Genomic DNA, 26051 nt, shown 5'->3' with positions numbered 1-26051 from the left:
CAGAAGCGGCGGCGCAAGCTATGGCGGCTCAGGCGCCCTCATGCCTGAAGACGAGCGTCGACAGAGGCGGCAACACCAACTCCACCGCGTTGGCCTCCCCTCCATATGACCGGGGCTCGGCGTTGACCCCGCCGCCATTGCCGGCCCCCGAGCCGCCGTAATGCGTGGAGTCGCTGTTGAGCACTTCACGCCAGTGCCCGGCATGGGGCACGCCGATGCGATAGCCCTGCCGCGGCACCGGCGCCATGTTGACCACCACTAGCATCGGCGCGTCCCCCTCCATCTGACGGATGAAGGCGAAGACGGCGTTGTCGCGGTCGTTCTCGATCAGCCAGCGAAAGCCCCCGGGGACTGAGTCGGTGGCGTGAAGCGCCCGGCTGTCGCGGTAGATCCGGTTGAGGTCGACGACCAAGGCCTGGACGCCACGATGCAGGGGATCGGCCAGCAGATCCCAGTCGATCTCGCCGTCATGGTTCCACTCGCGCCCCTGCGCGATCTCGCCGCCCATGAACAGCAGCTTCTTGCCGGGATGCGTCCACATGAACGCGAGATAGGCCCGCAGCCCGGCGAATTTCGTCCACGTGTCGCCCGGCATCTTGCCGAGCAGCGAGCCTTTTCCGTGGACGACTTCATCATGCGACAGCGGCAGGATGAAATGCTCGGAATAGGCATAGACCATCCCGAAGGTCATCTCGCCGTGATGGTGGCTGCGATAGAGCGGATCGCGCTGCACATAGTGAAGCGTGTCGTGCATCCAGCCCATGTTCCATTTGAACGCGAAACCCAGCCCGCCTTCGGCGGAATTGCGGGTCACGCCGGGCCAGGCCGTCGATTCCTCTGCGATCATGATCGCGCCGGGGGCTCTCTGGGCAACCACTGCGTTCAGGCCCCGCAGGAAGTCGACCGCTTCGAGATTTTCGCGCCCGCCATAAATATTGGGGCGCCATTCTCCGGGATTGCGGCTGTAGTCCCGGTAGAGCATCGACGCGACGGCATCGACGCGCAGACCATCGACGTGGAAGTGCTCGAGCCAGTACAGCGCGCTCGCGATCAGGAAGTTGGAGACTTCGCGCCGGCCGAAATTGTAGATCAGGGTGTTCCAGTCCTTGTGGAAACCCTCGCGCGGGTCCTCATGCTCATACAGGGCGGTGCCGTCGAAGCGCGCGAGCCCGTGGGCGTCAGACGGGAAATGGGCCGGAACCCAGTCGACGATGACGCCGATGCCCGCCGCATGGCAGGCCTCGACGAAGAGGGCGAAATCCTCGGGCTCGCCGAAGCGTCGCGTCGGCGCGAACAGGCCGAGCGGCTGATAGCCCCATGAGCCGGTGAAGGGATGCTCCGCCACCGGCAGGAGCTCGACATGGGTGAACCCCATCTCCCTGGCATAGGGCACCAACCGGTCGGCGAGGCCGCGCCAGTCGAGCATCTCGCCACCCGGCCCCCGCACCCAGGAGCCCGGATGCAGCTCATAGATCGAGATCGGCGCGGAGGCGCTCTGCTTGTCCGCTCGCGTGCCCATCCAGGCGCCGTCGCCCCAGACATGCGAGGCCTGGCGCGGCACGATCGAGGCCGTTCCGGGCGGCAGCTCGGCTGCCCTGGCCAACGGGTCGGCCTTTTGAGGCAGGAGATGGCCATCGCGATCGATGATCTCGTATTTGTAGAGCTCGCCGCTGCCGAGGCGGGGCACGAACAGCTCCCAGACGCCGCTGTCGCCGCGCCGGTGCATCATGTGCTGCCGGCCGTCCCAGGAATTGAAGGTGCCCACGACGGATACCCGCCGCGCATTGGGCGCCCAGACCGCGAAGCGCACCCCGCGCACGCCGTCGACCGTCGCGAGGTTGGCGCCCAGCGCATGGGACAGCTCGAGATGGCGCCCCTCGCCGATCAGGTAGAGGTCGAGATCCCCCAGGAGCGGCCCGAACGCGTAAGGGTCTTCGGTGACCTGCTCGCCGCCGGGCCAGGTGATCGCCAGCAGATAGGGCCCGTCGGACAGCGCGCCCACGAACAGCCCTGCCGGTTCGGAGGCCTGCAGCTGGACCGGCCCTCGCCCCTCCTGCCGGACCGCCACGGCCAAAGCTCCGGGCAGGAAGACCCTGATATACCGCCCCCCCGGCCCCTGATGCGGCCCCAGCACCGCGAAGGGGTCGCCAAGCTGGCCAGCGGCCAATGCAACGGCCGTGGCGGTGTTCAGCGGCGGGATGCGATCGGTTGTCGTCTCAATCATTCCGCGCCTCTCCGGGCAGCAACTGGTCGAGAAGCTCCGTCAGGCCACGCAAGGGCACGACGAGCCAATCGGGCCGGTTGCTCACCTCGTAATTGACCTCGTAGGCCGCCTTTTCGAGCATGAAGAGTGCGAGAAGGCTGGCTTCGTCGCTCCCGCTCGCCTGGCCCGGTGCGGAGCCCGTCGCCTCGCGATAGGCGTCGAGCAAAGCCTTCGGCATCATCTCCCGGAAGGCCTCCGCCATCTGGTCGTAGCGCGCCTCCTGGCCGATCGCCGCGCCCGTGCGTCGCCCTGCCGCCAGGGCATAGTCGATCGACCGCAGGATGCCAGCGACGTCGCGCCAGCCGCTGTCCTTGGCGCGGCGCTCGGATAGCGGCTGGGCGGGCTCGCCCTCGAAATCGATGATCATCACGTCGCCGCTCGCCACCAGGACCTGCCCAAGATGGAAGTCGCCGTGAATCCGGTGCAGCATTGTGCCCTCGCCTTCGCGGCATAGTTTCTCGATGAGCTGCAGCAATGGCTCCCTGCGCTGCAGCACGCTGTCGGCCAGCGCCCGCTCCGCTTCGGCGAGAGCGTCCCGATGGCTGCTCAGGTTCTCGCAGGCCGCCTCGACCCGGCCGCGGATGCGGTTCAGCCAGCGCCCCACCTGAGAGCTATCGGCTGGAACCGGCTGGAACGCCTCGTCCTCGCTCGGCTGCGCCAGCACGACATGCATCTCGCCCAGACGCTGCCCGAGCATCCGCGAGAAGCTCTCATAGATCGCGAGCAGGTCATGCAGATCGGCATCCTCGCGGGACATCTCGTCGAGAACCCGGCCGATATAGGAGGCGGTCCACTCCCAGGCATCGCCTTCGCCGGGGATGAAGGCCTGGACGACCGCCATGACCTCCTCCTCCCCTTGCGCGGGGACATGGACGATCTCGCCGAGCAGTGCCGGCGCGTTGCGGAAGCCCCGCTCCGTCAGAGCCCGGGACATCTCCGCTTCCGGATGACGGCCCGGCGCCAGCCGCCTGAACAGCTTCAGCATGACCTTGTGATCGACGATCACCGAGGAGTTCGACTGTTCGGCCGAGAGCCAGCGCACAGGATCCTCGGGAACCACATGGACGTCCTCGAAGGCCGGTGTCGGGCGGAAGGAGACTTCGCCCGACGTACTCTTGACGGTTCCACCAGCCTTCAGCAGCGCAAGCAGCTCGTGGACGAAGCCTCCGAGCGCGAAGGCGTCCGTCAGGAATCCGGTGCGCCGGCCCCGCCGGACGCGGGCGAGCGCCAGCTGCTGCGGCAGCGCCGCGGTGGTCTCGTCGTCCCAGCCGATGCCGAGCGGCAGCAGGTAGCGCTCCGTCCCGTCGGCGTGAGAGGCCTCCACCGCGACAAGGGCCGCTTCGCGCCCAGCGCCGACGCGCACCGTGAAGGCAACGCGGGCACCATCGAGCTTCCGGTCCTTGGCGGCGAACCAGCGACGCTTGGCGAGATAGGGCGGCAGGATGCTGGTTTCGAACTCGCGGCGATACTGCGGCGTGATCATCTCGTCTGGGCCGCCGCGCAGCACGAAGGTGGTGAAATCGGGCATGGGCTCGGGCGTCTGCGCGTGCCAGGAAGGCGCCTGCGTGTCCTGAGCCAGCACGAACCAGTAGAACCCGTAGGGCGGCAGCGTCAGCAGATAGGTCAGCTGGCCGATCGCTGGAAAGACCGAGTTGCCGAGCATCTCAATGGGGTGGCGGCCGGCGAATTCCGACAGATCGAGTTCGAAAGCCTGGGCCGAGCGCGACAAGTTCGCCACGCAGAGGATGGTTTCACCGTCATATTCGCGCAGATAGGCGAAGGCCTTGCGGTTCTTCGGATAGAGGAATCGCAGGGTGCCGCGGCCGAAGGCCTTGTGCTCTTTTCGGGCGGCCAGGATTCGCCGCGTCCAGTTGAGCAGCGAATGCGAATCGCGCGTCTGCGCCTCGACATTGACGGCGTCGTAGCCGTAGAGCGCATCCATGATCGGCGGCAGGACGAGCCCTGCGGGATCGGCCTTGGAGAAGCCGCCATTGCGATCGGGCGACCACTGCATCGGCGTGCGCACGCCGTCGCGATCGCCCAGATAGATGTTGTCGCCCATGCCGAGTTCGTCGCCGTAGTAGATCACGGGCGTGCCGGGCATCGAGAGCAGCAGGCTGTTCATCAGCTCGATGCGCCGGCGATCGCGTTCCAGCAGCGGCGCCAGCCGGCGCCTGATGCCGAGATTGATGCGCGCGCGCTTGTCGGTGGCGTAGAAGTTCCAGAGGTAGTCCCGCTCCTTGTCGGTCACCATCTCGAGCGTCAGCTCGTCATGATTGCGCAGGAAGATCGCCCACTGGCACGCCTCGGGGATGTCCGGGGTCTGCCGCATGATGTCGGTGATCGGGAACCGGTCTTCCTGCGCGATCGCCATGTACATCCGCGGCATCAACGGGAAGTGGAAGGCCATGTGGCACTCGTCGCCGTCGCCGAAATAGGCCTGCGTGTCCTCCGGCCACATATTGGCCTCGGCCAGCAGCATCCGGTCGGGAAACGAGGCGTCGAGTTCCGCCCGGATCTTCTTCAGGACGTCGTGGGTCTCGGGCAGGTTTTCATTCGAGGTCCCGTCCCGCTCGATCAGGTAGGGCACCGCGTCGAGCCGGAGCCCATCAACGCCGAGATCGAGCCAGAAGCGCATGACGCCGAGCACGGCTTTCAGCACGGCGGGATTGTCGAAGTTGAGGTCTGGCTGGTGCGAGTAGAACCGGTGCCAGAAATACGCGCCGGCGGTCTCGTCCCAGGTCCAGTTCGAGCGTTCGGTGTCGAGGAAGATGATGCGCGTGCCGGAATAGAGCTGGTTGTTGTCGGACCAGACATAGAAGTTGCGATGCGGCGAGCCGGGCTTCGCCAGCCGCGCGCGCTGGAACCAGGGGTGCTGGTCCGAGGTGTGATTGATGACGAGTTCGGTGATCACGCGCAGACCGCGCTCATGGGCGGCCCGGATGAAGCGCTTGACGTCGGCGGCCGTGCCGTAGTCCGGGTGGACGCCCTTGTATTCCGAGATGTCGTAGCCGTCGTCGAGCCGCGGCGACGGATAGAACGGCAGCAGCCAGATCACGTTGACGCCAAGGCCGACGATGTAGTCGAGCTTGGCGATCAGGCCTGGAAAGTCGCCGATGCCGTCGCCATTCGCGTCGAAGAACGACTTCACGTGCAGCTGATAGATGATGGCGTCCTTGTACCAGAGCGGGTCCCCCGCCTGTGCTTCGGATGCGACGATGCCTTCGGTCGTTGTCATGTGGAGGAACCGTCCGGGGCGCCGATGCGCCAGATCGAGAAGGGGAGCTCGTGCGGGTCGAGATGGATCGTCTGCATCTTGCCGTGCCAGCGGAAGCGATGGCCCCGCATCAGGTCCTCGACCTCGACGGCGGCATCGTCGGGCAATCCGAATTCCCAGAGCGGCACCTCGACCGCCGCGCTTTGAGCGCCGAAGGGATCGAGATTGACGGCGACGAGGATGATCTCGCCGCCCCCCTGCGCCTGCTTGCCGAAATAGAGAATGTTGTCATTGAAGGCGTTGTAGAAAGTCAGGCCGAGATGGCACTGCAGCGCTGGATGGCTGCGCCGGATCAGGTTCAGCCGGGTGATCTCGGCGATGATGTTGCCGGGCGCCTGCCAGTCGCGCGGCCTGATCTCGTATTTCTCGCTGTCGAGATACTCTTCCTTGCCGGGGATGGCCGCGGCCTCGCAGAGCTCGAAGCCGGAATAGACGCCCCACAGGCCGGACAGCGTCGCCGCCAGCGCGGCGCGGATCAGGAAGCCCGGCCGCCCGGAGCGCTGCAGGAAGACCGGGTTGATGTCGGGCGTGTTGACGAAGAAGTGCGGACGGAAGACGTCGCGCGCCGGCGCCTCGTTCAGTTCCGTCAGATATTCCGTCAGTTCCGCCTTGGTGTTGCGCCAGGTGAAGTAGGTATAGGACTGCGAGAAGCCGACCTTGCCCAGCCGGTACATCACCTTGGGCCGGGTGAACGCCTCGGCCAGGAAGAGCACGCCGGGATCGCGCAAGCGGATATCCGCGATCAGCCACTCCCAGAACGGGAAGGGCTTCGTGTGCGGGTTGTCGACGCGGAAGGTCCGCACGCCCTCATCGACCCAGCCCTGGACGACGTCGCGCAAGGCGATCCAAAGCTCCGGGACCGCGTCGCCGGCGTAGAAGTCGACATTGACGATGTCCTGGTACTTCTTCGGCGGGTTCTCGGCGTATCGCATCGAGCCGTCCGGCCGCCACTGGAACCAGCCCGGATGCTGCGTGAGCCAGGGATGGTCGGGGGAACACTGGATGGCGAAGTCGAGCGCGATCTCCAGGCCGTGTCGCGCCGCCTCCCGGACCAGAGCGCGGAAATCCTCGCGGCTGCCCAGTTCGGGATGGATCGCGTCGTGCCCGCCATCGCTGGAGCCGATCGCATAGGGGCTGCCCGGATCGGTGGGCGCGGGCGTCAGGGTGTTGTTGCGGCCCTTGCGGTTGGTCTTGCCGATCGGGTGGATCGGCGGGAAATACAGGACGTCGAAGCCCATCGCCCTGATCGCAGGCAGACGACCGAGGACGTCACGGAAGGTGCCGTGCCGCGTCGGGCTGTCGGTGATGGAGCGCGGAAACAGCTCGTACCAGCTCGAAAACGCGGCGGCCTCGCGGTCGGCCTCGACCGGGAATGTCGTGTCGGCACCGGTCGCATGCGGCTTGGGATCGGCTCGCGTTATTGCGGCATCAAGCGTCTCGGCCAGCAGCACCGACGCGTCCTCGGACTGCGACGAGCCCAGGCGCGCGAGGTGATCCTCGATCACCGCCCGATCCGCCGTTCCGGCACTGCCCGCGAATTTTTCCAGGATGAGGCGGCCTTCCTGGACCTCCAGCGCGATATCCAGCCCCGCATCGCGCTTCTTGACCAGATCGCGACGGAAGGTGCCGAACTCGCTCCACCACGCCTCGACGGCGAAGCGATGCCGCCCCACCCGCAACAGCGGAAAGCGGGCCTGCCAGCGATCGTTCGCAATGAGGCTCATCGGGACGCGCGACCATGTCGCCTCGTCCTCCGCACGCCAAAGAAGTTCAGCTGCCAGCACGTCGTGGCCGTCGCTGAAGATGTCGGCGGTCACCTCGACCAGATCGCCGACGCCGCGCTTCACCGGGAAGCGGCCGTCATCGACGGCGGGACTGACGGCCTCGATCGCAATGCGCTGCGCCTCCAGCGTCCCCCTGTCGCCCAGTACGGCCGGCACGGCGCCCGTGATCGCCTGACGGCCCTTCAGAGGAATCACCCTCCCCTCGGCCGGAGGCAGGTCGTGCGTCCCCTGCTCTGCCGGCTCTGCCCCGAACCGGGCGGCCTCCAGATCGACATCGGGGGAAGTGCTGTTGACGAGGTCGCGGTTCAACAGGACCAGTTGCCGGGATGAAGCTTTGCTTCGCAGGATGATGTCGAGGTCCTGCCCAAGTGCGAGCGCCCGCATCGATCCGCCCGCGCCGGCGGGAATGGCGGCGGCCGCCCGGTTGGCCGCCATCACGGCCGCCTGGAGATCCGTGCTCCCCCGCGAAGCCGCCAGAAAGTCCTCGGCCTCGGCATGAAGGAAGGGCACCTCCATGCCGAATTCGTAGCCCATCGGCATGAGCCAGCCATCCGCCAGCAGGGCAGCGTCCATCAAGGCGCGCTGGCTGCTCCTGGCGGGGCTCACGGGCGAGATGGCCGGGCGGCGCGCGGAGAACGGATCCTCGGGAAAGCCGATGAGCCCCGCTTGCGGCGCCACCGCATTGTACTCCTCGATGAGCCAGGGCTCGCGCCCGCCCCACCAGCAGATCGACGAAGGCACGAAATCGAAGACGCGGCCCGCCGCGATCCGCTCCTGGCGCGGCGCGGCCGGCATCCAAGCCCATGCCTGGAACCGCGGGTCGGCCTCCCGCGCAGGTGCCAGTATCTCTTGCCAGATCTCCGGGGATACCGCCTGCGCCTCGTGACAGCGGACGCCGGAGATGCCAAGTCGCTGCCATTCGAGGAGCTGACCCTGCCAGAACTGGATCAGGCGCCGGCGAGCTTCGCCGTCGCCGAACGCGGCCTCGACCTCGTTGGTGGCGAGGCTTTTGCGTGGGTCGAGTGCTTCGCGTCTCGGCTCGACCCAGCAACCCGGCAACCCCGCGGCGAACGGGCCGCCGGCATCGGCCCGCCCGACCGCGAGATCGATCCAGAGCTGCAGGCCGGCGCTGTCACAGATATCCGCCAGGCTCCGAAGGGTTGGCGCGGCTTCCTGTTCGCCGAACCCGGCGAGGTCGTGGGTGAGGAACAGGTCGCTGCCGGCCGAGAACGGCCAGGCGAGCAGGATATGCGTGAAGCCGAGCCGTAGCGCGTGGCGAGCATGATCCTCCCAAGGATAGCCCGCACCGACCAGGCGCGGGTGCAGGTAGTAAATATTCGGGCCAGATCGCGACGCAGCGGTTTCGGTGCGCTCCGCCTCTGCGATGCCGGACGGCTGCTCCTTGTATTTGGCCACTTGGATTCCGCCCTGGATGCTGAAGCTCTGATAGGAACGGTCAGACGGCCGGGCAGTTCCACGCAAAGGGCGCCGGACAGCATTCCTGGGGGCGCCGTCGGTTCTCCAACGGGGCTGGAGGCAGCCTTGGCCCACATCGTTTGGCATCGCCCCAACGCCAGCCGAGTGGGTCTCAGGAGGTCTGACCGAACGTCGCCGGCCGCACAGGTTTCAGCCAGGGCGGCCTGATGGATCATGATGATTTGCCGGCTTTAGATCGGCTAATGCGGGGCCGCCACGGCTCGGACCTGAGGCGCTCGGGCCATGCCCGCCTGCTCCTGAGCGCGCGCAAACGCTCCTACAGGATCGGCTTTCCGCCGGTGACGGCGATCGTCGCTCCCGAGACATAGCTGGAGAGCGGATCGGCCAGCATGACATAGGTGGTCGCAAGCTCTGCAGGCTGGCCGGGCCGCTTCATCGGCACCTGCTTGCCGAAATTCGAAACCCTGTCGCCCGGCATACCGTGGTACGAGCCGGAGGATTTCCTGCACCTGCGCCAGATGAAGGGCGGCGCCGATCTGCCGTCGAACTACGATAACTGGCTCAATCAGGCCGTTGCTCAGGCAAAGCAGCTGACAGCAAGCGGCGCGGTCGCCCAGATCGTCCGTTTGAATATCGAAATCTATTTTCAGTGGCTTGGCGATCAGGGGGGGCGATACGCACAGGGCGCCTGGATTACCTCTACGTCCTGTCCGGTCAGGCCGGCGGCGAAGCGCGGGACATGTGCTGGCCCGAGCCGCCGACCCGCCAGTGACCTCCGGTTCGGATGCCATTCGGCATCGACACGACATGGTTCATGACCGCTGCCTTGGCTGGTCGCAGCCTGACATCCGGCTCTTCGCGTTGATGGCTGGCCAGCCTCGGGCTTGAAGCCCGGACCGCACGGTCCACCCCTCCCATTCGCGGCGCTGGCGCGGGGCCTCATCATCGATCGGCAAGCCGGCAAGCATGATGGCGCGCACCTCGGCGCCTTGGTCTCGTCTGCTTTCAACTGGCGAGCGGAACTGCCGTTTTGACGGTGCGTTGATGGTGGTGCCTTTGGAGACCGCCTATGCCCAAGTTCTTCATCACGAGCGATGATGGAAACGGTCCGTTGCATCATGACGGACCCATCGAATTCCCCGATCAGAAGACCGCCACCCAGGATGCTCAATCGTCGCTGGCGGACGTCGCCCGTGAGAAACTGCCCGACGGAAAGCATTTCAAGTCTTCGGTGAAGGTCGATGACGAGGCGGGCGACGAAGTCTACCGGGCCTCTCTCGAATTCAATGGGCAGACCGCGGCTGAAAGCCGGACGGCGGCAAACGAGGTTGCGGACGATGCGGAGAAGGCTGCAGACGACGTCGCCGCCATCCTGCGGTCGAAGCCGTCATCGAAACGATGATGCTCCAGGATAGCGAAGACGCCGCGATAGCGTCCCGGCCTGGAGGGGATGTGGCGCGCTCTAGGCACGCCAGCTTGAGAGGACTTCAGCTGCTGTCGTCACTTCCAGTTGCTCGCTGAAGCGCTCCCGGTAGAGGTTCATCAAGGCATCGTGCTGGTCGTCGGTCGAACTGCAGAGCGCGTCCGAGACGAGGATCATCCGGTAGCCCCGGTCGACGCCGCCCATGACCGTTGCCAGGACGCAGACATCGGTCTCCCCGCCGGTCACGACCAGCGTGTCGATCGGCGATCCCTGGAGCGCCGCGTCCAGCTTGCCTTCCGTCCAGGGTGAATAGACGTGCTTGTCGAGCACCCGTGCCGGCGGCACGAGTTCGGCCAGCGGCGGCAACAGATCTATGAGCTCCGCCCCGCCTCGATCGAGGGTGAGTTGCTGCCAGCGCTCATAATATCGGGCCCATACCCCAGGCGCGTCGGCCGCTCTGCGGGCAGGGATGAAGCGGGTGAAAAGGGTGCGCGCGGCATGCCGCCCCGCGATTTCAGCAACCGCCGGCAGAATGGCCCCGCTCCAGGGAATCATCCAGGGCGAACCGGCGCCGAACAGCTTCTGCATGTCGACGCAGACATGCAGGCAGTTCGGCCCGAGATCGTCGCGAAGCCCGATCCCCATCACTCTGCGCCGGAACCCACGACCTGCCGATCACCCTCGCTCTGCTCAGCGAATGTCATGACCCCTCGCGTCCTCGATCGGCCGCCCCTGCTATGGCGCCCAACGTCGAAGCAGGATGAAGGTTCAACCTCATGCGTCGGTCTGAGCATGAGGCGCATTGACCGGTTTTGCTTCCGGCGAGCCGCGCAGACCGGGCGGGCCGGCATTGCTGCCGCCATGAACGAGCGCGACTCGATGGGACGCGGCGACCATCGCCCGCTTGCCCGCATCTCCCGCAGACCCTCGAGAGATGCGGAAGTCGGCGCATCACGACCCGCTCAGATGCGGTAACGCAATGCCTCCACGAGCGCAGCCAGGGCCGGCGGCGTCTGCCTGCGGGTCGGATAGTACAGGAAGTATCCGGGATAGGGCTGGCACCAGTCGTCGAGAACGCTGATCAGGCGCCCGGCGGCGACATGCTCCGCAACCTGCGTGGCGAAGGCGGGCGCAAGGCCCCGGCCGTCGAGGGCCGCCTGAACCACGAGATCGGATTCGTTGAAGACCAGAGAGCCTTCCACGCGAACAGTCAGTTCCCGTCCGTCCTTCTCGAACTCCCACGCATACAGGCCCCCCGACGTCCTCTGGCGATAATTGATACAGTCGTGCTTGCTCAACTCGTGAGGGGTGGTCGGCACAGGATGGCTGGCGAAATATGCCGGCGAGCCCACGATGGCCAATCGCATATCGGGGCTGATCCGAACGGCGATCATGTCATGATCCACCTGCTCCCCGAGGCGGACGCCGGCATCGAAATTTCCAGCGACGATGTCGATGAGCCCCTCATCGACGGACAGTTCGACTTTTACGTCGACGTATTCGGCCATGAAGGTGCGCAATTTCGGCCATAGGACGGCGATCGCTGCATGCTTGGCGGCAGTGATACGAAGTGTTCCCGCCGGCTTGTCCCTGAACTCGCTGAGTCTGGAAATTCCCGTGGCGATGTCCGCGAGCGCGGGCCGCAGCGTCTGCAGCAAGCGCCGCCCCGCTTCGGTTGGCGAGACGCTGCGGGTGGTTCTCGCCAGAAGCCGGATACCGTGCCTCTCCTCCAGCTGCCGAATGGCATGGCTCAGAGCAGATTGCGACATGTGAAGCTGAGCTGCCGCCCGCGTGAAGCTTCCGGCATCCGCAACCGCGACGAAGGCGGCCAGGTCGTTGAGTTCGTCACGTTTCATCGATGCACAAAATCGATGAAACGGCCTCCCCTGGCAAATCACGTCACACGAGACGATCCAAACGATGCGGTGATCACGTCCGACGTCCCGGTGTCGGCCTGCCGGCGAGAGCGAATTTATCAGGCTGGCTCATAAGCCTCATCAAAAACCCTCGGCTAGTCGCCAGATTACCGAGGTTCTAAAAATCAGGGGAGCCATCGAGACAGGTGCGGGATCGCGCTCCGCCGCTCCGTGCCGGGATCAGAGATGATCCCGGTTCACCAGCGCCGATGCGAGCAATCATGAAGGATCGAGACAATGCAGCTTGTTGTAAACGGCCGCGAGCACACGGTAGACGTCGATCCCGCCATGCCCATCCTCTGGGCTCTGCGCGACACGCTTGGCCTCACCGGCACCAAGTTCGGCTGCGGCGCGGCGTTGTGTGGTGCCTGCACGGTGCATCTCGATGGCGAGGCGGTCCGGTCCTGCAGCACGCCTGTCTCCGAAGCCGTCGGCAAGAAAATCGCAACGATCGAGGCGGTGACCGCCGGTGCAGATCGCGTCGGTGCGGCAGTGCAGGCGGCCTGGATCAAGCATGACGTCGCCCAATGCGGCTACTGCCAAAGCGGGCAGATCATGAGCGCGACGGCCTTCATCAAGGCCCTGCCGCGCGGCAAGCAGCCCACGCCCGAAGAGATCGACACCGCCATGGCAGGCAATATCTGCCGCTGCGGCACCTATGCCCGCATCCGCGCCGCGATCGCGGACGCCTCGCGCAGCCTCGTCTGAAGGACGCCGTCATGTTGCACAACATCGACCCCGCCGACCTGCCGCGCGCGCTTCAGCGCCTTGTGACTCACGCCCGGGGCACGCCCGCCACGCTGCCGCGCCGCAGCTTCCTCAAGCTCGCCGGCGCGAGCGGGCTGGCCCTCGGCGCCTTCCCGCACGTTGCGCTGGGCCAAACGGCCGGAGCAGCCGCGACGATGCTCAAGCCGACGCAGCAGCCTTCCGCCTTCGTGCAGATCGCCCGCAATGGCGAGGTCATGGTGACCATCAACCGGCTCGAGTTCGGTCAGGGCGTCAACACCGGCCTGCCGATGATCCTGGCGGAGGAACTCGATGCCGACTGGAGCCTGGTGCGCAGCCGGCACGGCACCAACGACATGGCCTACGCCGATCCGCTCTTCGGCATTCACCTGACCGGCGGCTCCCACACGATCAAGAACAGCTACACGCAGTACCGTGAGCTCGGCGCACGCGCTCGGGCGATGCTGCTGAACGCGGCGGCGGCACAATGGAAGGTCGACGTCGCGACCCTGCGCACCCGGGCCGGGACGGTGCTGGGACCCCGGGGTCTCAAGGCGGGCTATGGCGAGCTGGCGGAGGCCGCGATGGCGCTGCCCGTACCCGAAAAGGTCACGCTGAAGGACCCGAAGGACTTCCGCATCATCGGTCGTCCGACGCAGCGCCTGGATGCGCAGGCCAAGACGAGCGGCAAGCAGGACTTCGGCATCGACGTCCACCTGCCTGGCCAGCTCACGGCCGTCGTGGCTCGCCCCCCCGTGTTCGGCAGCAGCCTGGCTTTGGTCGACGACAGTGCCGCGCGCGCCGTCAAGGGCGTGAAGGCTGTCCTGCGGGTGCCATTGGACGGCGGCGGCGAGGGCGTGGCCGTCGTGGCGGAGGGCTACTGGCAGGCGACGCAGGGGCGCGACGCCCTGAAGCTGGAATGGGACGCCTCCAAGGTCGAGAAGGTCGACAGCGAAAAGCAGCTCGCCCAGTACCGCGAGCTCGCCGGCCAGCCCGGCCCCCGCAAGCTGGACGCCGACATGGCGCCGCTGGCGACGGCGCCCCAGCAGATCGAGGCCGAGTTCATCTTCCCCTATCTCGCGCATGCCGCGATGGAGCCGCTGAACTGCACCGTCCGGCTCGGCGACAACCGGGCTGAGATCTGGATGGGCAGCCAGAGCGCCGGGCTTGATGCCGCCGCGGCTGCGAAGGTTCTCGGCTTCACCCCCGAACAGGTGGTCGTCAACGTGCTGATGGCGGGCGGCGGTTTCGGCCGGCGCTTCTCCAGCACCAGCGATGTCGTTGTCGAAGCCTGCGCGATCGCCAAGGCGGCGCGCACCGCCGGGCTCGACGTGCCGGTACGCACGGTCTGGAGCCGCGAGGACGACATGAAGGGCGGCTATTACCGCCCCATGCACCTGCACCGGGCCAAGATCGGCTTCGACGACAAGGGCAAGGTGCTGGCCTGGGATCACGTCATCGTCGCCCAGTCCATCCTGACCGGGACCGTGTTCGCCGCTTTCCAGGTCAAGGATGGCATCGACGCCTCGGCGACCGAGGGCATGCTAACGCCCTACCCACTGCCAATGCGCCTGACCGTGCATCACCCGAAGCTGAACGTGCCCGTGCTCTGGTGGCGCAGCGTCGGCTCGACACACACCGCCTTCGTGATGGAGACGCTGCTCGACGACATCGCCCGGGCGACGAAGCAGGACCCGGTCGCCTACCGCATGGCGCTGTTCGGCGACAGCCACCCGCGCCACCGCGCTGCGCTGCAGCTGGCGGTCGACAGGAGCGGCTATGGCAAGGCGAAGCTCTCCGCCGGTCGCGCCTGGGGCGTTGCGGTACATGAGTCCTTCGACTCCGTCGTGGCCTATGTGGTGGAAGCCTCGATCAAGGACGGCCAGCCGGTCCTGCACAGGGTCACGTCCGGCGTTCACTGCAATCTTGCTGTGAACCCGCGCAGCATCGAAGCGCAGGTTCAGGGCGCGGCCGTCATGGGCTTGTCGACCTGCCTGCCCGGTTCGGCGATCACGCTGAAGGACGGCATCGTCGAGCAGAGCAATTTCGGAGACTTCACGGTGGCCCGGATCACCGACATGCCGGAGTTCGCCGTCCACATCGTGCCCAGCGCCGATCCGCCGACCGGCATCGGCGAGCCCGGGCTGCCGCCTCTGGCGCCGGCCTTTGCCAACGCGATCGCGCAGCTAACCGGCAAGCCGCTACGTCAGCTGCCATTCAATCTCGCCTGAGACGCAACGACACCGCAGGCTGGGGGCGCTTTGCAGCGCTCCCGGCCGTCGCATTTCGGGAATGAGAAAGTCCCAGTCGCCCCTGCCGGCGCCCTTGCAGTCCGACGTGTGGGCGCGCCATGCTGTGACGATTGCGGAGCACGGAGCGGATGACGATCCACGTCTCGATCCTGATGCTGACCACAGCTGCGGCGACCATCGCAGCCAGCTTCGGAATCGGTTGGCCGCAGCCTCGCGCGCAGACCAACACGCCGCCAGAAACTCATATTTTCATGGAGATAGCGCCGGTTTTTCAACACCGTCGATGCATGAACTGTCACGTCCTGTCCCCGTTTCCGCGACAAGGGGAGAATGGGCGAAGGCATATGATGAGCATCGCGGCCGGTGACGGCGGGCGCGGGTCACCCGGATTGCCTTGCACCACATGCCATCGTGGCAGCAATTCGCCGTCCGGCGTTCCTGGAGCGGAAGGCTGGCATCTCGCTCCATTGAAGATGGGTTGGGAGGGCCTGAGCGCAGGTGAGATCTGTCGTGCGCTACGCGACCCCGCCAGGAGCGGTATGACGCCGCACCAACTCATCCAGCATCTGACCCATGACAAGCTGGTATTGTGGGCCTGGCAGGGCAGCCGCGACCTCGCGGGCAAGGCGCGCTCGACTCCACCTTTGTCCCATGCAGCCTTCCTGGACGGCATCAGGCGCTGGCTGGCAGCCGGCGGCGGGTGCCCCCGCTAGACCCCGCGCCGTCACAGGACGTTGGCGCTGACCCACAGGCGTTCATGCGCCAGCAAGCCCGTGATCCAGGCGACGAAGGCGATGATGTCGGGATTGGCGCGATCCTCCCGACGATAGAGCAGGCGATGGGCGATCGCCGAAATCCCCAGCGGCCCGAACGGCATCACCAGCGTGCCGCGACGCAGATGGTCGTGCGCCTGCAAGGTCGATTCGAGCGCGAGGCCTAGACCGTCCGCGGCGACCGTGAGTGCGAGATGGGCGCGGTCGAAGTGCAGGCCGCGCGGATTGAGCGGCACCAGCGGCGCATGCCGCGCCGACCACTGGTCCCACGGCACCACACAGCGCAGCGAATGGATCAGCGGCACGCGGGCGATGTCGGCGGGCGTCGTCAGTCGGTGCTCGGCGATGAAGCTTGTGCACGCCAGCGGCACGATCAGTTCCTCGGCCAGCGGCACCGCCTCGCAGGATTCCGGCACCGGCCGCGCATACTGGATGTCGACGAGGATACCGTCCTGACCGAGCCGCGCCGGCTCATGACTGACGTAGAGGGCGATGTCGATCTCCGGGTGCTCGCGCAGGAACTGTCCGAGCCGAGGCACCAGCCACAATGTCGCGAAGCTGGGCGAGGCGTGGATCGGCAGACGGCGCACGCCGGCGCCCGACGCGACGCGGCTGGTGGCGGTCACGAGCCGGGCAAAGCTCTCGCCGATCGAGGCGCTGTAGGTCAGCGCTTCCTCGGTCGGAACGACGCTGCGCTTGACGCGCAGGAAGAGCTGGCGGCCGAGCATGCCTTCCAGCGCGCGCATCTGGTGGCTGATCGCCGAAGGGGTCAGGCTCAACAGCCTGGCCGCGCCGGCAAAGCTGCCGGCCTCCATCACGGCGCGGAAGGTCGAGAGCCATTGCAGGGGCGGCAGTCCGCCGATCATCGACGAATTCCGCTCATCGATAGAGGCATCCTTATTCGTTTTCGGGACGGCGTTTTGCCATGCTAGCACTGACAAATGAGGAATGCAGCTCATCAAAAGAAGCTGCTGATGATCGGGAGGAGGCGTCGCCCGCAATCGCGGGAGGCGGAGGCGGCAGGGCGTTCGATCCAGCCTTTGACCTCGTGGCCGGCTGCCGACGCGGCGCCGCGCTCGCTTTTCCCGCTTATCGGTTCCTCGCTCGATGAGGCTGGCCCGATCCCGATCGGCCCAAGGCGGAAGGCTTAAGACGACATGAACCTGCATCGCATGCTGCTTGAACGGAAGGCGGCCGGAAAGCCCGTCACGGTCGCCATCATCGGCGCCGGAAAGTTCGGAACGATGTTCCTCTCGCAGGCCCGCAACACCGACGGCATGCATATCGTGGGGGTCGCCGACCTCAACACCAACAGGGCCCGGTCCCAGCTCAAGCTCGCCTGCTGGCCCGACGAGCAATACGCGGCTGCGACGATTGACGACGCCCTCAAGAACGGCGCGACGATCATCACCGATAATGCCGACAGCCTGATCACCCATCCCGGAGTCGAGGTGGTGATCGAGGCGACGGGCGATCCCGGCGCCGGCATCGCCTTCGCGTTGAAGGCGATCGAGCACGGCAAGCACATCATCATGGTCAATGTCGAGGCCGATGCGGTCGCCGGCCCGATCCTGGCGCGCAAGGCCAAGGCTGCCGGCGTGGTCTATTCGCTGGCCTGGGGCGACCAGCCGGCCCTGATCGCCGACCATGTCGACTGGGCCCGCGCGGCTGGCTTCAAGGTGGTCTGCGCCGGCAAGGGCACGCGCTACCACCCGACCTACCACCAGTCGACGCCCGACACGGTCTGGGACATCCTCGACAAGTACATGAAGATCAAGGATCGCAATTCGATCAATCCCAAGATGTTCAACTCCTTCGTCGACGGCACGAAGTCGGGCATCGAGATGACCGCGGTCTGCAATGCGACGGGTCTGCACGCGCAGGCCGAAGGCCTGTCCTTCCCGCCCGCGACGCGCTTCGAGCATGCCGAGATCTGCAAGCCGAAGGCCGATGGCGGCGTGCTCGAACGGGCTGGCGTCACCGAGGTGACGTCCTCGGTCTATCGCGATGGAACCGACGTGCCGCATTCGCTGGTGATGGGCACCTATGTCGTCTTCGAGAGCGACAGCGCCTACAGCGAAGAGTGCTTCCGCGAGTATTCGATGCTGCCGGATGTGTCCGGCAAATATGCCTGTCTCTACCGGCCGATCCATATGATCGGGCTCGAACTCGGCATCTCCGTCGCCTCCGCCGCTTTGCGCAAGGAGCCGACCGGCGCGCCCGTCACGTTCAACTCCGACGTCGTCGCCACGGCCAAGCGCGCATTGAAAGCCGGCGAGATGCTCGACGGCGAAGGCGGCTTCTGCGTCTGGGGCAAGCAGACCCCGGCGTCGGCCTCACTCGACCAGGGCTATCTGCCGCTCGGCCTCGCCCACAACGTCAAGCTGAAGATCGACGTCGCCGAGGGCCAGCGCCTGAAATGGAGCGATGTCGCCTACGACCCGGCCAACATCGCCGTGAAGGTCCGGCGCGAAATGGAGGCAGCCTTCGCCCGCCCCAACACACAGGCGGCGTGAGCAAGACATGACGGCACGCGCGAGCGCGCCGTCATCGCATCCCGAGCCCGAAAACGGGCCGTTTCATAACCGAGGAGGAGACAATCATGACGAACAAGGGACGAAGCTTTCCCACCCGCCGCGCAGCGCTTGGCGGATTTGCGGCTGGAGCGGCGCTTGTCGCCATGCCAGGCGTGCTCAGGGCGCAGAAGATCAGCTGGATCGGGGCCAATGCTGCCTCCCAGCAGGACTTCATCGGCATCAGCCTCGACTTCTTCGGCAAGCGCCTGGCTGAGCTCAGCAAGGGCCAGATCGACGTTGCCAGCCATCATGGCGGCGCGCTCGGCGGCGAACGCGAGCATGTCGAGGCCCTTCTGCAGGGCGCGGTGCAGATCGCAACGCCGGGCCAGGGCGTGGTCGCCGGCTGGTATCGCCCGGCCGAGGTCTGGACCCACCCCTATCTGTTCAAGGACGTCGCCCATAAGGACCGCGTCTGGGACACGATGCGCGCCGAATACCAGGACGACATCGCCAAGGCCGCGAAACTCCGGCCGCTCGGCGCGATTCCGCGCATGCCGCGCATGCTGTCCTGCAACCGGGTGGTGAAAGTCCCGGCCGACATGAAGGGGCTGAAGATCCGCGTGCCTGAGACCGCCCTGTGGCGGCGCACCTTCGAACTGTTCGGGGCCTCGCCGACGCCCCTGCCCTTCCCGGAGGTGTTCCAGGCGCTGAAGTCGAGCGTCATCGACGGCCAGGAAAACCCGATGGGCCTGACCTTCAACTCCGGCATCTTCGACGCCAACACCCATCTCTCGCTGACCGAGCACATGATGCAGGACAACTGCATCCTGATGGGCGACCAAGCCTATCAGAAGCTGACGCCGGAACTCCGTCAGGCGGTGGATCAGGCAGCGCGCGACATGGAGGCCGAGATGCGGCCGAAAGTGATCGCCGATGATGTCCGCATTCTCGAGCTGATCAAGGCCAAGAAGATCGTGATTTCCGAGGTCGACAAGGCTGCCTTCACGGCCACGGTGAAAAGCCTGACGACCGAATTCCCCGCGGGGAAGAAATGGGCCGAACGCATCGGCCAGATCGCCTGACGCGCTCGTCCCTGCCGCGCCTGCGCACTGCTTCGGTCTCGGGCCGGAGTGGTGCGTGAGCGCGTCGGACAATCCCCGGCAAGAAATTTCCCGAAAAGACAGCGGAGCTTCGCATGAAGGCGCTCATCGGCAGGCTATCCGACATCGTCACCGAGATCGCCAAATTCGCGCTCGGCCTCTGCGTCGCGGCGATCGTGCTGATCACGCTGGCGGCGGTGTGGTGGCGCTATGTCGTCGATGCGCCCATCGCCTGGATCGAGCAGGTCTCCAACATCCTGTTCATCTGGATCACCTTCGTCGGCGCCGCCGTGCTCTATCGCCAGAAGCTGCATATCGGCGTCGACATGTTCATCGGCATGCTCAAGGGGCGCGCCCAGCAGGTGATATTCTGGGCGATCGAGATCGCGAACCTGACCTTCATCATCGTGCTGTTCGTCTACAGCGTGAAGCTCTCGATCGACGTCCTGCCGAATACCTATGGCGCGCTCGATATCACTCCGGCCTGGTTCTACGTCTCCGCGCCTGTCGCCTGCGCGATGATGATGCTCTATTTCGTCGAGAAGATCGTCGATCCCTCGAAAAGGCAGCCGGAAGGCTTCGCGGGGGAATTCTGACGATGAGCACGATTCTGATCGGCAGCTTCTTCCTGCTGCTGGCGCTCTCGGTCCCGATCGCGTTTGCGATGGGGCTCGCCACAATCGCCGCGATCATGGCCCATGGCTCGCTGCCGATGTCGATCCTGGCGCAGCGCACATTGGTCGGCGCCGATTCCTATGCGCTGCTGGCGATCCCGTTCTTCATCCTGGCCGGGAACCTGATGAATGGCGGCGGTATCACCCACCAGATCATCAAGCTCGCCAACGCGATGGTCGGCCGGTTCCGCGGCGGCCTGGCGCTGACCTCGGTGACGGCGGCGATGATCTTCTCCGGCCTGTCAGGCTCGGCCGCGGCCGACGCCTCGGCGCTCGGAAAGGTCCTGATCCCGGCGATGAAGAAGCAGGGCTATGGCGGCGGCTTCGCCGCTGCCCTGATGGCGTCCGCCTGCGTCAACGGGCCGATCATCCCGCCCTCGATCCCGCTCGTCATCTATGGGCTGTCGGCTGGCAAGGGCGTCTCGATCATCGCGCTGTTCCTCGGCGGCATCGTTCCGGGCGTGCTGCTGGCGCTCTCGCTGATGATCGCGGCCTACTGGATTTCGGTGAGGCGCAATTACCCGGTCTCGGAAGCCGTGCCGATCCGCCAGATTCCCCGGCTGATCCTGCCGGCGAGCTGGGCCCTGATGATGCCGGTCATCATTCTGATCGGCGTCACCGGCGGCGTCGTCACGGTCACCGAAAGCGCGACCATCGCCGTGGTCTACGCCGCCTTCATCGGCTTCTTCGTCTACAAGGAACTCAGCCTGAAGACGATCTGGCCGATCCTGATCCAGACCGCGCTCGACACCGCGCTGGTGATGTTCATCATCGCCCTGTCGTCGGGCTTCGGCTGGCTTCTGGCGGTCTCGGGCACGCCGCGCGCCATCGCGAGTTGGATCGCCTCGGTCTCCTCGGATCCGACGATCATCCTGATGATGATCAACGTCTTTCTGCTGGTCATCGGCATCTTCATGGAGCCGCTGCCGGCGATGTTCATCCTGATCCCGGTGCTGGTCCCCGTCGTACAGGCCGTCGGCATCGACCTTGTCCATTTCGGGCTGGTCATGGTGTTCAACCTTTGTCTGGGGCTGATCACACCGCCGGTCGGCATCCTGCTCTACATCTGCGCCAACTTCGCCGGCGTGACACTCGAGGAGGAGAGCCGGGAACTGGGCCCCTTCCTCGGCGCCGGCTTCGTCGTGCTGGTGATCATTTCGCTGTTCCCCGCGACGGTCCTCTGGCTGCCGAGGTTGCTGGTCGGCTACGGCCAGTAGGAAACGTCGCGCCGTAAATCATGAAGCCGCCATCAGCCGGTGGACGGCCGCGCAATTGATCAGCTTATTTTTTGATGACGAGCAAATTGACCCGACTAATTCATCGCCGCTTGGTCGCTTAGTTTGGGGGCGGTCTGAGTCTGGGCCAAGGACGCGATCGGGACACGGTCGCATCGACAGTCCCGGCGGGTCGGGCTGTCGATCGTCATTGCGGAGCCATCGAACATGCTGCGCAGAGCCATCCAGATCGCAGGCGTCGTCACAGTGGGGATGATCGGAACCGCCATGGCCCAGGAACGCATCACGATCTCGTCGGAGTGGGGCTCGATCACTGCGGAACTCGCCGACAACGCCGCGACGAAGGCACTTGTGCCGATGCTGCCCCTGACCATCGCCATGAGCGATCATCTGCGGCAGGAGAAGACCGGCAGCCTGCCGTCACCTCTCCCCATCGCCCCGCGACAGCGGGAGTTCAAGAACGGGACGATCGGTCTGTGGGGGCCCGACCACTTCGTCGTCTATTATCGCGACGGACAGGTTCCGCAGCCTGGCATCGTCATCCTGGGCGAGGTGAAGGACGGCGCGTCGATCTTCGACCGCCCGGGCAAGGTTTCGATCCGGGTCGAGCGTGCCAGGTAGCTTGAGGGCGCGCGTTGCCAATCGCTGCCAGGCGCGTCAATCTGGCCCCGACCATGAGAGGGTTTCATGAGTGCCGCGTGACAATGTGAATGAGCTGGTCGCATTCGTCGCGGTCGCGCGCGAGCGCAGCTTCACCAAGGCCGCGGCCAAATTCGGCCTGTCGCAGTCGGCCATGAGCTACACGGTCCGGCAGTTGGAAGCGCGCCTCGGCGTTCGCCTCCTGACGCGCACGACGCGGGCCGTGTCCCTGACCGATGCCGGCGAACGGCTGCTGGACGGGATCGGTCCGCATTTCGACGAGATCGAAGCGCAGGTCGAGTCCCTCGGCGAGTTGCGGGACAAGCCAGCCGGCACGATCCGGATCGTCGCGGCCGACTATGCGATCAAATTCGTGCTCTGGCCAAAGGTCAGGACGTTCCTGCCGCGATACCCCGACATCAAGGTCGAACTGATCCTCGACAACGGCCTCACCGACATCGTCAACGAACGCTACGACGCGGGCGTCCGGATGGGCGAGCACCTCGCCAAGGACATGATCTCGGCACGGATCGGGCCGGATTTCTGCCTCGCGGTCGTCGGGTCGCCGGCCTATTTCGCCGGTCGCGCGAAGCCCATGCACCCCAAGGATCTCGTCGGCCACAGCTGCATCAACTTCCGCCTGCCCAGCTCGGGCGGTCTCTACGCCTGGGAGTTCGAGGAGGACGGGCGCGAGATCAGGATCCGTGTCGACGGCCAACTCGCCTTCAACAACACCTTCGAGTCTCTCGAGGCGACGCTCGACGGCTTCGGCCTGGCCTACATCCCCGAGGAAATCATCCTTCCCTATGTCGCCGACGGCCGCCTGATCCGTGTCCTCCAAGAGTTTTCGCCGCCATGGGATGGGTACCACCTCTATTATCCCAGCCGCCGGCAATCCTCTCCCGCCTTCGTCGCGCTGCTGGATGCGCTGAGACATCGAACATCAAGCGCCTGACGCGGACCACTGAACATCACATCGGTATGCGCGATGTCATGATTGGCGATCGCGACCGTTTCTCGTCATGGCCCTCAACCGTCCTGCACCGGCGCGAACTCAGGCATGCACCGCTAGCCGAGCTTCAAGATGCGGTGCGCGACCGTCTCTGCAAGCGCGGTTTCATGCGTCACCATGACAAGTCCGAGGCTGCGCTCGCGGACGGCCTCGATCAGGATGGCGAAAACATCCTTCTGACTGACCGGATCCAGACGCGAGGTCGCTTCGTCAGCGAAGAGGAACACCGGGTCGAGCAGCAGCGCGCGCAGGATCGCGAAGCGCTGCAATTCGCTACCGGACACCTCGCTCGGGCGACGATCGAGCAGCTCCCGCCCAAGGCCGAAACGCTCCATGCTCGCCTCGGCTCCCAGGCGAGCCCATACAGCTTCAGCAGGTCACCAAGGCTCTGGCCGCAGCGTCTGGTGCGGTGCGAATGCGGCCGGTGGATCCTGGTAGAGCTTCTGGAAGCGGGTTGGCGCCATGCCGGCGGTACGTTCCACCTCTCCCCGATCGGGTGCGACGAGGCCGAGGAGGATGTTGCCGACCGTCGTCTTCAGCCCTTTATCGCTTCTATCACCGCGTTGACGTCCGACACCACGGCCACGTTCTGCAGGGCGTAATTGACCGAGGCAATGTGCCATTCGGCGTTCATCGTCGAGCAGGCATCCTCCGGCACGACCATGAAATAGCCCTTGTCGGCGCCGGTGCGGGCCGTGTGCTCGATCGACATGTTGGTCCATGCGCCGGTCACGATCACGACATCGCGGCCGAGCGCCTTCAGCACCGTCTCCAATCGCGTGCCCTCCCACGCGCTCATGCGGCACTTCTCGACGACATGGTCGCCCGCCTGCGGCTCCAGCCCCGGCGCAGGCGCCGCGCCCCAGCTGCCCCGCACCAGCGCCTTGGCATCGGCCAGCCCCTCGAACAAGGGCGCGTTCATCGTGACGCCAGGCGCGCCGGGCTCGACCACGAACCAGACATGGATGACCGGAATGCCGCTTCTGCGGGCGGCCTCCGCCAACCGGGCAGCATTGCCGATGGCGTTCTGCGTCTTGCAATGCTCCGGCGAGCCCGAGGCGGCGAAGGCGCCTCCTTCCATCACGACGTCGTTCTGCATGTCCTGGACGATGAGCGCGCACCGCGACGCATCGAGCCCGAAACCCGCGGCGGCCTTCTTCACGCCGCTGGCGGAGACAGAGCCCGCCGCATCGACGCGCGAAACCGGCCGGCCGCTGCCCGCACTTTCGGCGCCGCGGGCGGTCGTCGCGGACGCCTTCATATAAGGTTCGCGCCGCGGTCCGATCTTGGTCTCGACCGCATAGAGCGAATGGGTCGCGGTCAGGAACAGGGTGCGCCAGTCCGGTCCGCCCCAGGTCAGATTGCCGACGAGTTCGGGGACCCGCAGCTTGCCGATCAGCTCGCCCTTGATCGTATAGACCCAAACACCCCCCGGCCCGCAAACCCAGACATTGCCCTGCGCATCGCACTTCATGCCGTCGGGCACGCCGGGCTCAGGGCCAACGATACCCGAAGCGAAGACGCGGCCCGGACCGAGCCGCCCGTCCGGGAGCATCGGGAAGACGCGTATGTTGTGCTGGACCGTGTCGTTGACGAACAGCCGGTCCTCTGTCGGGCAAAAGCAAAGTCCGTTCGGCTGGTCGAAGAGGTAGCGGTCGACCAGAAGCTCGGGCCGCCCACCACCCGGCGGGATGCGGTAGACGCCCTGGAATCCGAGCTGGCGCGGCCGCTCGACGCCGAAGATCGGCATGCGCCCATACCAGGGGTCCGAGAAGTAGATCGCGCCGTCCGACTTCACCACGACATCGTTGGGGCTGTTCAGCTCCATGCCCTCGAAATGCGAGGCCAGCACCTCGCGCCCCCCGTCGGGCTGCTCGCGGACCACGGACGAGGTCGCGTGTTCGCAGACGATCAGGTTGAGCTCGCCGTCATAGGTCATGCCGTTGCATTTGTTGGCGGGACGCATGACCTCGCTGACCCCGCTCTTGTTCCAGCGCCGGCGGACATCGCCCGGCATGTCGGAGAACAGCAGATGCTGCTCGCGCGGATGCCAGATCGGGCCTTCGGTGAACTGGAACCCGGTGCCGAGCTGTCGCACCGGTGCCCAGAGGTCGATGCATTCGGCGAATTGCGGCCGGACGGCGATGTGCGTGGTCATGATGCGCGGCTCCTCAGGCCGCGAACCAGTTGCGCGCGGGCAATGACTGCACCACCGGGCCAGGCACCGACATGTCCATCCGGCCGACGACCTGGCCATGGGCGATCTTGGCCGGCTTGTCGTGCACCGGCAGCAGGAAGGCGCCGGCCGAGAGCAGCTTCTTGATCGCGGCCTTCTCTTGTCGCTTGGAGACGCCGTGGTTGCCGGTGGTCCGCGGCTCGTTGGCGCTGATCTCGTGGAACGGCGTGACGATCTGGTCGTTGAAGTCGTAGATCACGTCGCCGCACAGGATCGCCCTGCCCTCGGCCGTGTCGACATGGACATTCATCGATCCCTCGGTGTGGGCTCCCGCTGCCTCCAGATAGCAGCCCGGGAAGAGTTCGATCATGCCCGACAGTTCGAGATCTTCGAATCGCAGCGCGTCTCGCGTGTGCAGCCGGTCGATCAGGTGCTTGATATCGGGCGCCGGATATTGCGGATGCATCAGCCCCGAGACCGAATATTCGAGCTCGCGCCGGTTGACGAGCACCGTCGTGTTCATCGGGAAGAGCTCGTCCTTCCCGGCGTGGTCGATGTGGAGGTGGGTGTGCATGACGTAACGCACATCGCCCATCCGCACCCCGTGCTTGGCGAGCTGGTTCTCGATCATGTTCTCGTGGAACTGCAGGCCCCGCATGCCCAGGCTTTCCATGATCTGGTTGTGGCGATAGCCGGTGTCGACGACGACCGGCCAGGGACCGCCCAGGATCAGGAAGCCATAGGTCGGCACCCGGCGCGTCCGGCCGCAGTCGCGCCCAAGCACGAGGAAGCTCGATTCCAGCTCGATGTCGCCGTAGTCGAGAATCTTGATTTCTAGCGCCATTAGG

20 protein-coding genes and 1 pseudogene are annotated in these 26051 nt (G+C 65.8%); 11 read left to right on the top strand and 10 right to left on the bottom strand.

Translation table 11 applies throughout. The features are described from left to right. Nucleotides 1-28 precede the first annotated feature (28 nt). From glgB to AC1DYU_RS23585, 4 genes and pseudogenes are all read right to left on the bottom strand, one after another. On the bottom strand, nucleotides 29-2224 hold the full coding sequence (gene glgB, locus AC1DYU_RS23600) for a 1,4-alpha-glucan branching protein GlgB (RefSeq protein WP_476793766.1): 2196 nt from the start codon (nucleotides 2222-2224) through the stop codon (nucleotides 29-31). Beyond that, entirely contained in the window at nucleotides 2217-5501 is a 3285-nt protein-coding gene (gene treS / locus AC1DYU_RS23595; RefSeq protein WP_476793765.1) for a maltose alpha-D-glucosyltransferase, read from the bottom strand. The genes glgB and treS overlap by 8 nt, the downstream gene beginning before the upstream one ends. Continuing rightward, a complete protein-coding gene (locus AC1DYU_RS23590; RefSeq protein ID WP_476793764.1) occupies nucleotides 5498-8740 on the bottom strand; it encodes an alpha-1,4-glucan--maltose-1-phosphate maltosyltransferase in 3243 nt (1080 codons plus the stop codon). The genes treS and AC1DYU_RS23590 overlap by 4 nt, the downstream gene beginning before the upstream one ends. 337 nt (nucleotides 8741-9077) lie before the next feature. Then, nucleotides 9078-9230, bottom strand: a pseudogene (locus tag AC1DYU_RS23585) (SDR family oxidoreductase); the annotation flags it as partial. Between AC1DYU_RS23585 and AC1DYU_RS23580 the strand changes: the two are divergent. Together AC1DYU_RS23580 and AC1DYU_RS23575 are read left to right on the top strand one after the other, a co-directional pair. Further along, nucleotides 9208-9579 carry a hypothetical protein gene (locus tag AC1DYU_RS23580; RefSeq protein WP_476793804.1) on the top strand — a complete coding sequence of 124 codons (372 nt, stop codon included), beginning with the start codon at nucleotides 9208-9210 and terminating at the stop codon, nucleotides 9577-9579. The pseudogene AC1DYU_RS23585 and the gene AC1DYU_RS23580 sit on opposite strands and share 23 nt — an antisense overlap. 251 nt (nucleotides 9580-9830) lie before the next feature. After that, nucleotides 9831-10163, top strand: a complete 333-nt coding sequence (locus tag AC1DYU_RS23575; protein WP_158486801.1) for a DUF6894 family protein — start codon at nucleotides 9831-9833, stop codon at nucleotides 10161-10163. A 60-nt stretch (nucleotides 10164-10223) separates the two neighbouring features. Here AC1DYU_RS23575 and AC1DYU_RS23570 read toward each other — a convergent pair whose 3' ends face one another. Both AC1DYU_RS23570 and AC1DYU_RS23565 read right to left on the bottom strand, forming a co-directional pair. After that, nucleotides 10224-10829 carry a cysteine hydrolase family protein gene (locus AC1DYU_RS23570; RefSeq protein WP_476793763.1) on the bottom strand — a complete coding sequence of 202 codons (606 nt, stop codon included), beginning with the start codon at nucleotides 10827-10829 and terminating at the stop codon, nucleotides 10224-10226. A gap of 317 nt (nucleotides 10830-11146) precedes the next feature. Next, complete coding sequence (locus tag AC1DYU_RS23565; RefSeq protein ID WP_476793762.1) at nucleotides 11147-12040, bottom strand: LysR family transcriptional regulator; 894 nt, start codon at nucleotides 12038-12040, stop codon at nucleotides 11147-11149. A gap of 297 nt (nucleotides 12041-12337) precedes the next feature. Here AC1DYU_RS23565 and AC1DYU_RS23560 point away from each other — a divergent pair, with 297 nt between their 5' ends. The 3 genes from AC1DYU_RS23560 (at nucleotide 12338) to AC1DYU_RS23550 (ending at nucleotide 15791) form a co-directional block, all read left to right on the top strand. Further along, complete coding sequence (locus tag AC1DYU_RS23560) at nucleotides 12338-12808, top strand: (2Fe-2S)-binding protein (protein ID WP_158486798.1); 471 nt, start codon at nucleotides 12338-12340, stop codon at nucleotides 12806-12808. Between the two features lie 11 nt (nucleotides 12809-12819). Further along, nucleotides 12820-15057 (top strand): xanthine dehydrogenase family protein molybdopterin-binding subunit, encoded by a 2238-nt coding sequence (locus tag AC1DYU_RS23555; protein ID WP_476793761.1) that lies wholly within the window; start codon nucleotides 12820-12822, stop codon nucleotides 15055-15057. A gap of 149 nt (nucleotides 15058-15206) precedes the next feature. Continuing rightward, the gene (locus AC1DYU_RS23550; protein WP_476793760.1) at nucleotides 15207-15791 is read left to right on the top strand and encodes a hypothetical protein; all 585 of its coding nucleotides are present in this window, start codon (nucleotides 15207-15209) and stop codon (nucleotides 15789-15791) included. 11 nt (nucleotides 15792-15802) lie between these two features. On the opposite strand, the gene AC1DYU_RS23545 is transcribed toward AC1DYU_RS23550, so the two are convergent. Further along, nucleotides 15803-16717 (bottom strand): LysR substrate-binding domain-containing protein, encoded by a 915-nt coding sequence (locus AC1DYU_RS23545; protein WP_476793759.1) that lies wholly within the window; start codon nucleotides 16715-16717, stop codon nucleotides 15803-15805. Nucleotides 16718-17008: 291 nt separating this feature from the next. On the opposite strand from AC1DYU_RS23545, the gene AC1DYU_RS23540 reads away from it, so the two are divergent. The 6 genes from AC1DYU_RS23540 (at nucleotide 17009) to AC1DYU_RS23515 (ending at nucleotide 22970) form a co-directional block, all read left to right on the top strand. After that, nucleotides 17009-18367: an NAD(P)H-dependent oxidoreductase gene (locus AC1DYU_RS23540; protein WP_476793758.1), complete on the top strand. Its 1359-nt coding sequence runs from the start codon at nucleotides 17009-17011 to the stop codon at nucleotides 18365-18367. Nucleotides 18368-18453: 86 nt separating this feature from the next. Further along, nucleotides 18454-19449 (top strand): TRAP transporter substrate-binding protein, encoded by a 996-nt coding sequence (locus AC1DYU_RS23535; protein WP_476793757.1) that lies wholly within the window; start codon nucleotides 18454-18456, stop codon nucleotides 19447-19449. Between the two features lie 113 nt (nucleotides 19450-19562). Beyond that, nucleotides 19563-20063: a TRAP transporter small permease gene (locus tag AC1DYU_RS23530; protein ID WP_476793756.1), complete on the top strand. Its 501-nt coding sequence runs from the start codon at nucleotides 19563-19565 to the stop codon at nucleotides 20061-20063. 2 nt (nucleotides 20064-20065) lie between these two features. Continuing rightward, a complete protein-coding gene (locus AC1DYU_RS23525; protein WP_476793755.1) occupies nucleotides 20066-21358 on the top strand; it encodes a TRAP transporter large permease in 1293 nt (430 codons plus the stop codon). Between the two features lie 225 nt (nucleotides 21359-21583). Then, the gene (locus tag AC1DYU_RS23520) at nucleotides 21584-21997 is read left to right on the top strand and encodes a cyclophilin-like fold protein (protein WP_476793754.1); all 414 of its coding nucleotides are present in this window, start codon (nucleotides 21584-21586) and stop codon (nucleotides 21995-21997) included. 70 nt (nucleotides 21998-22067) lie between these two features. Then, nucleotides 22068-22970, top strand: a complete 903-nt coding sequence (locus AC1DYU_RS23515; protein WP_476793753.1) for a LysR family transcriptional regulator — start codon at nucleotides 22068-22070, stop codon at nucleotides 22968-22970. Between the two features lie 113 nt (nucleotides 22971-23083). Here the strand turns inward: AC1DYU_RS23515 and AC1DYU_RS23510 are convergent, their stop codons facing one another. From AC1DYU_RS23510 to AC1DYU_RS23500, 3 genes are all read right to left on the bottom strand, one after another. Next, nucleotides 23084-23362: an ATP-binding cassette domain-containing protein gene (locus AC1DYU_RS23510; protein WP_476793752.1), complete on the bottom strand. Its 279-nt coding sequence runs from the start codon at nucleotides 23360-23362 to the stop codon at nucleotides 23084-23086. 200 nt (nucleotides 23363-23562) lie between these two features. Next, the gene (locus tag AC1DYU_RS23505) at nucleotides 23563-25185 is read right to left on the bottom strand and encodes an isochorismatase family protein (protein ID WP_476793751.1); all 1623 of its coding nucleotides are present in this window, start codon (nucleotides 25183-25185) and stop codon (nucleotides 23563-23565) included. A gap of 13 nt (nucleotides 25186-25198) precedes the next feature. Further along, nucleotides 25199-26047, bottom strand: coding sequence for an N-acyl homoserine lactonase family protein (locus tag AC1DYU_RS23500; protein ID WP_158486787.1), 849 nt, complete (start codon nucleotides 26045-26047; stop codon nucleotides 25199-25201). Between the last annotated feature and the right edge of the window lie 4 nt (nucleotides 26048-26051).

This window comes from Allobosea sp. P2_B12 (assembly GCF_056404835.1).
This window is presented reverse-complemented; position numbering and strand designations above follow the sequence as displayed.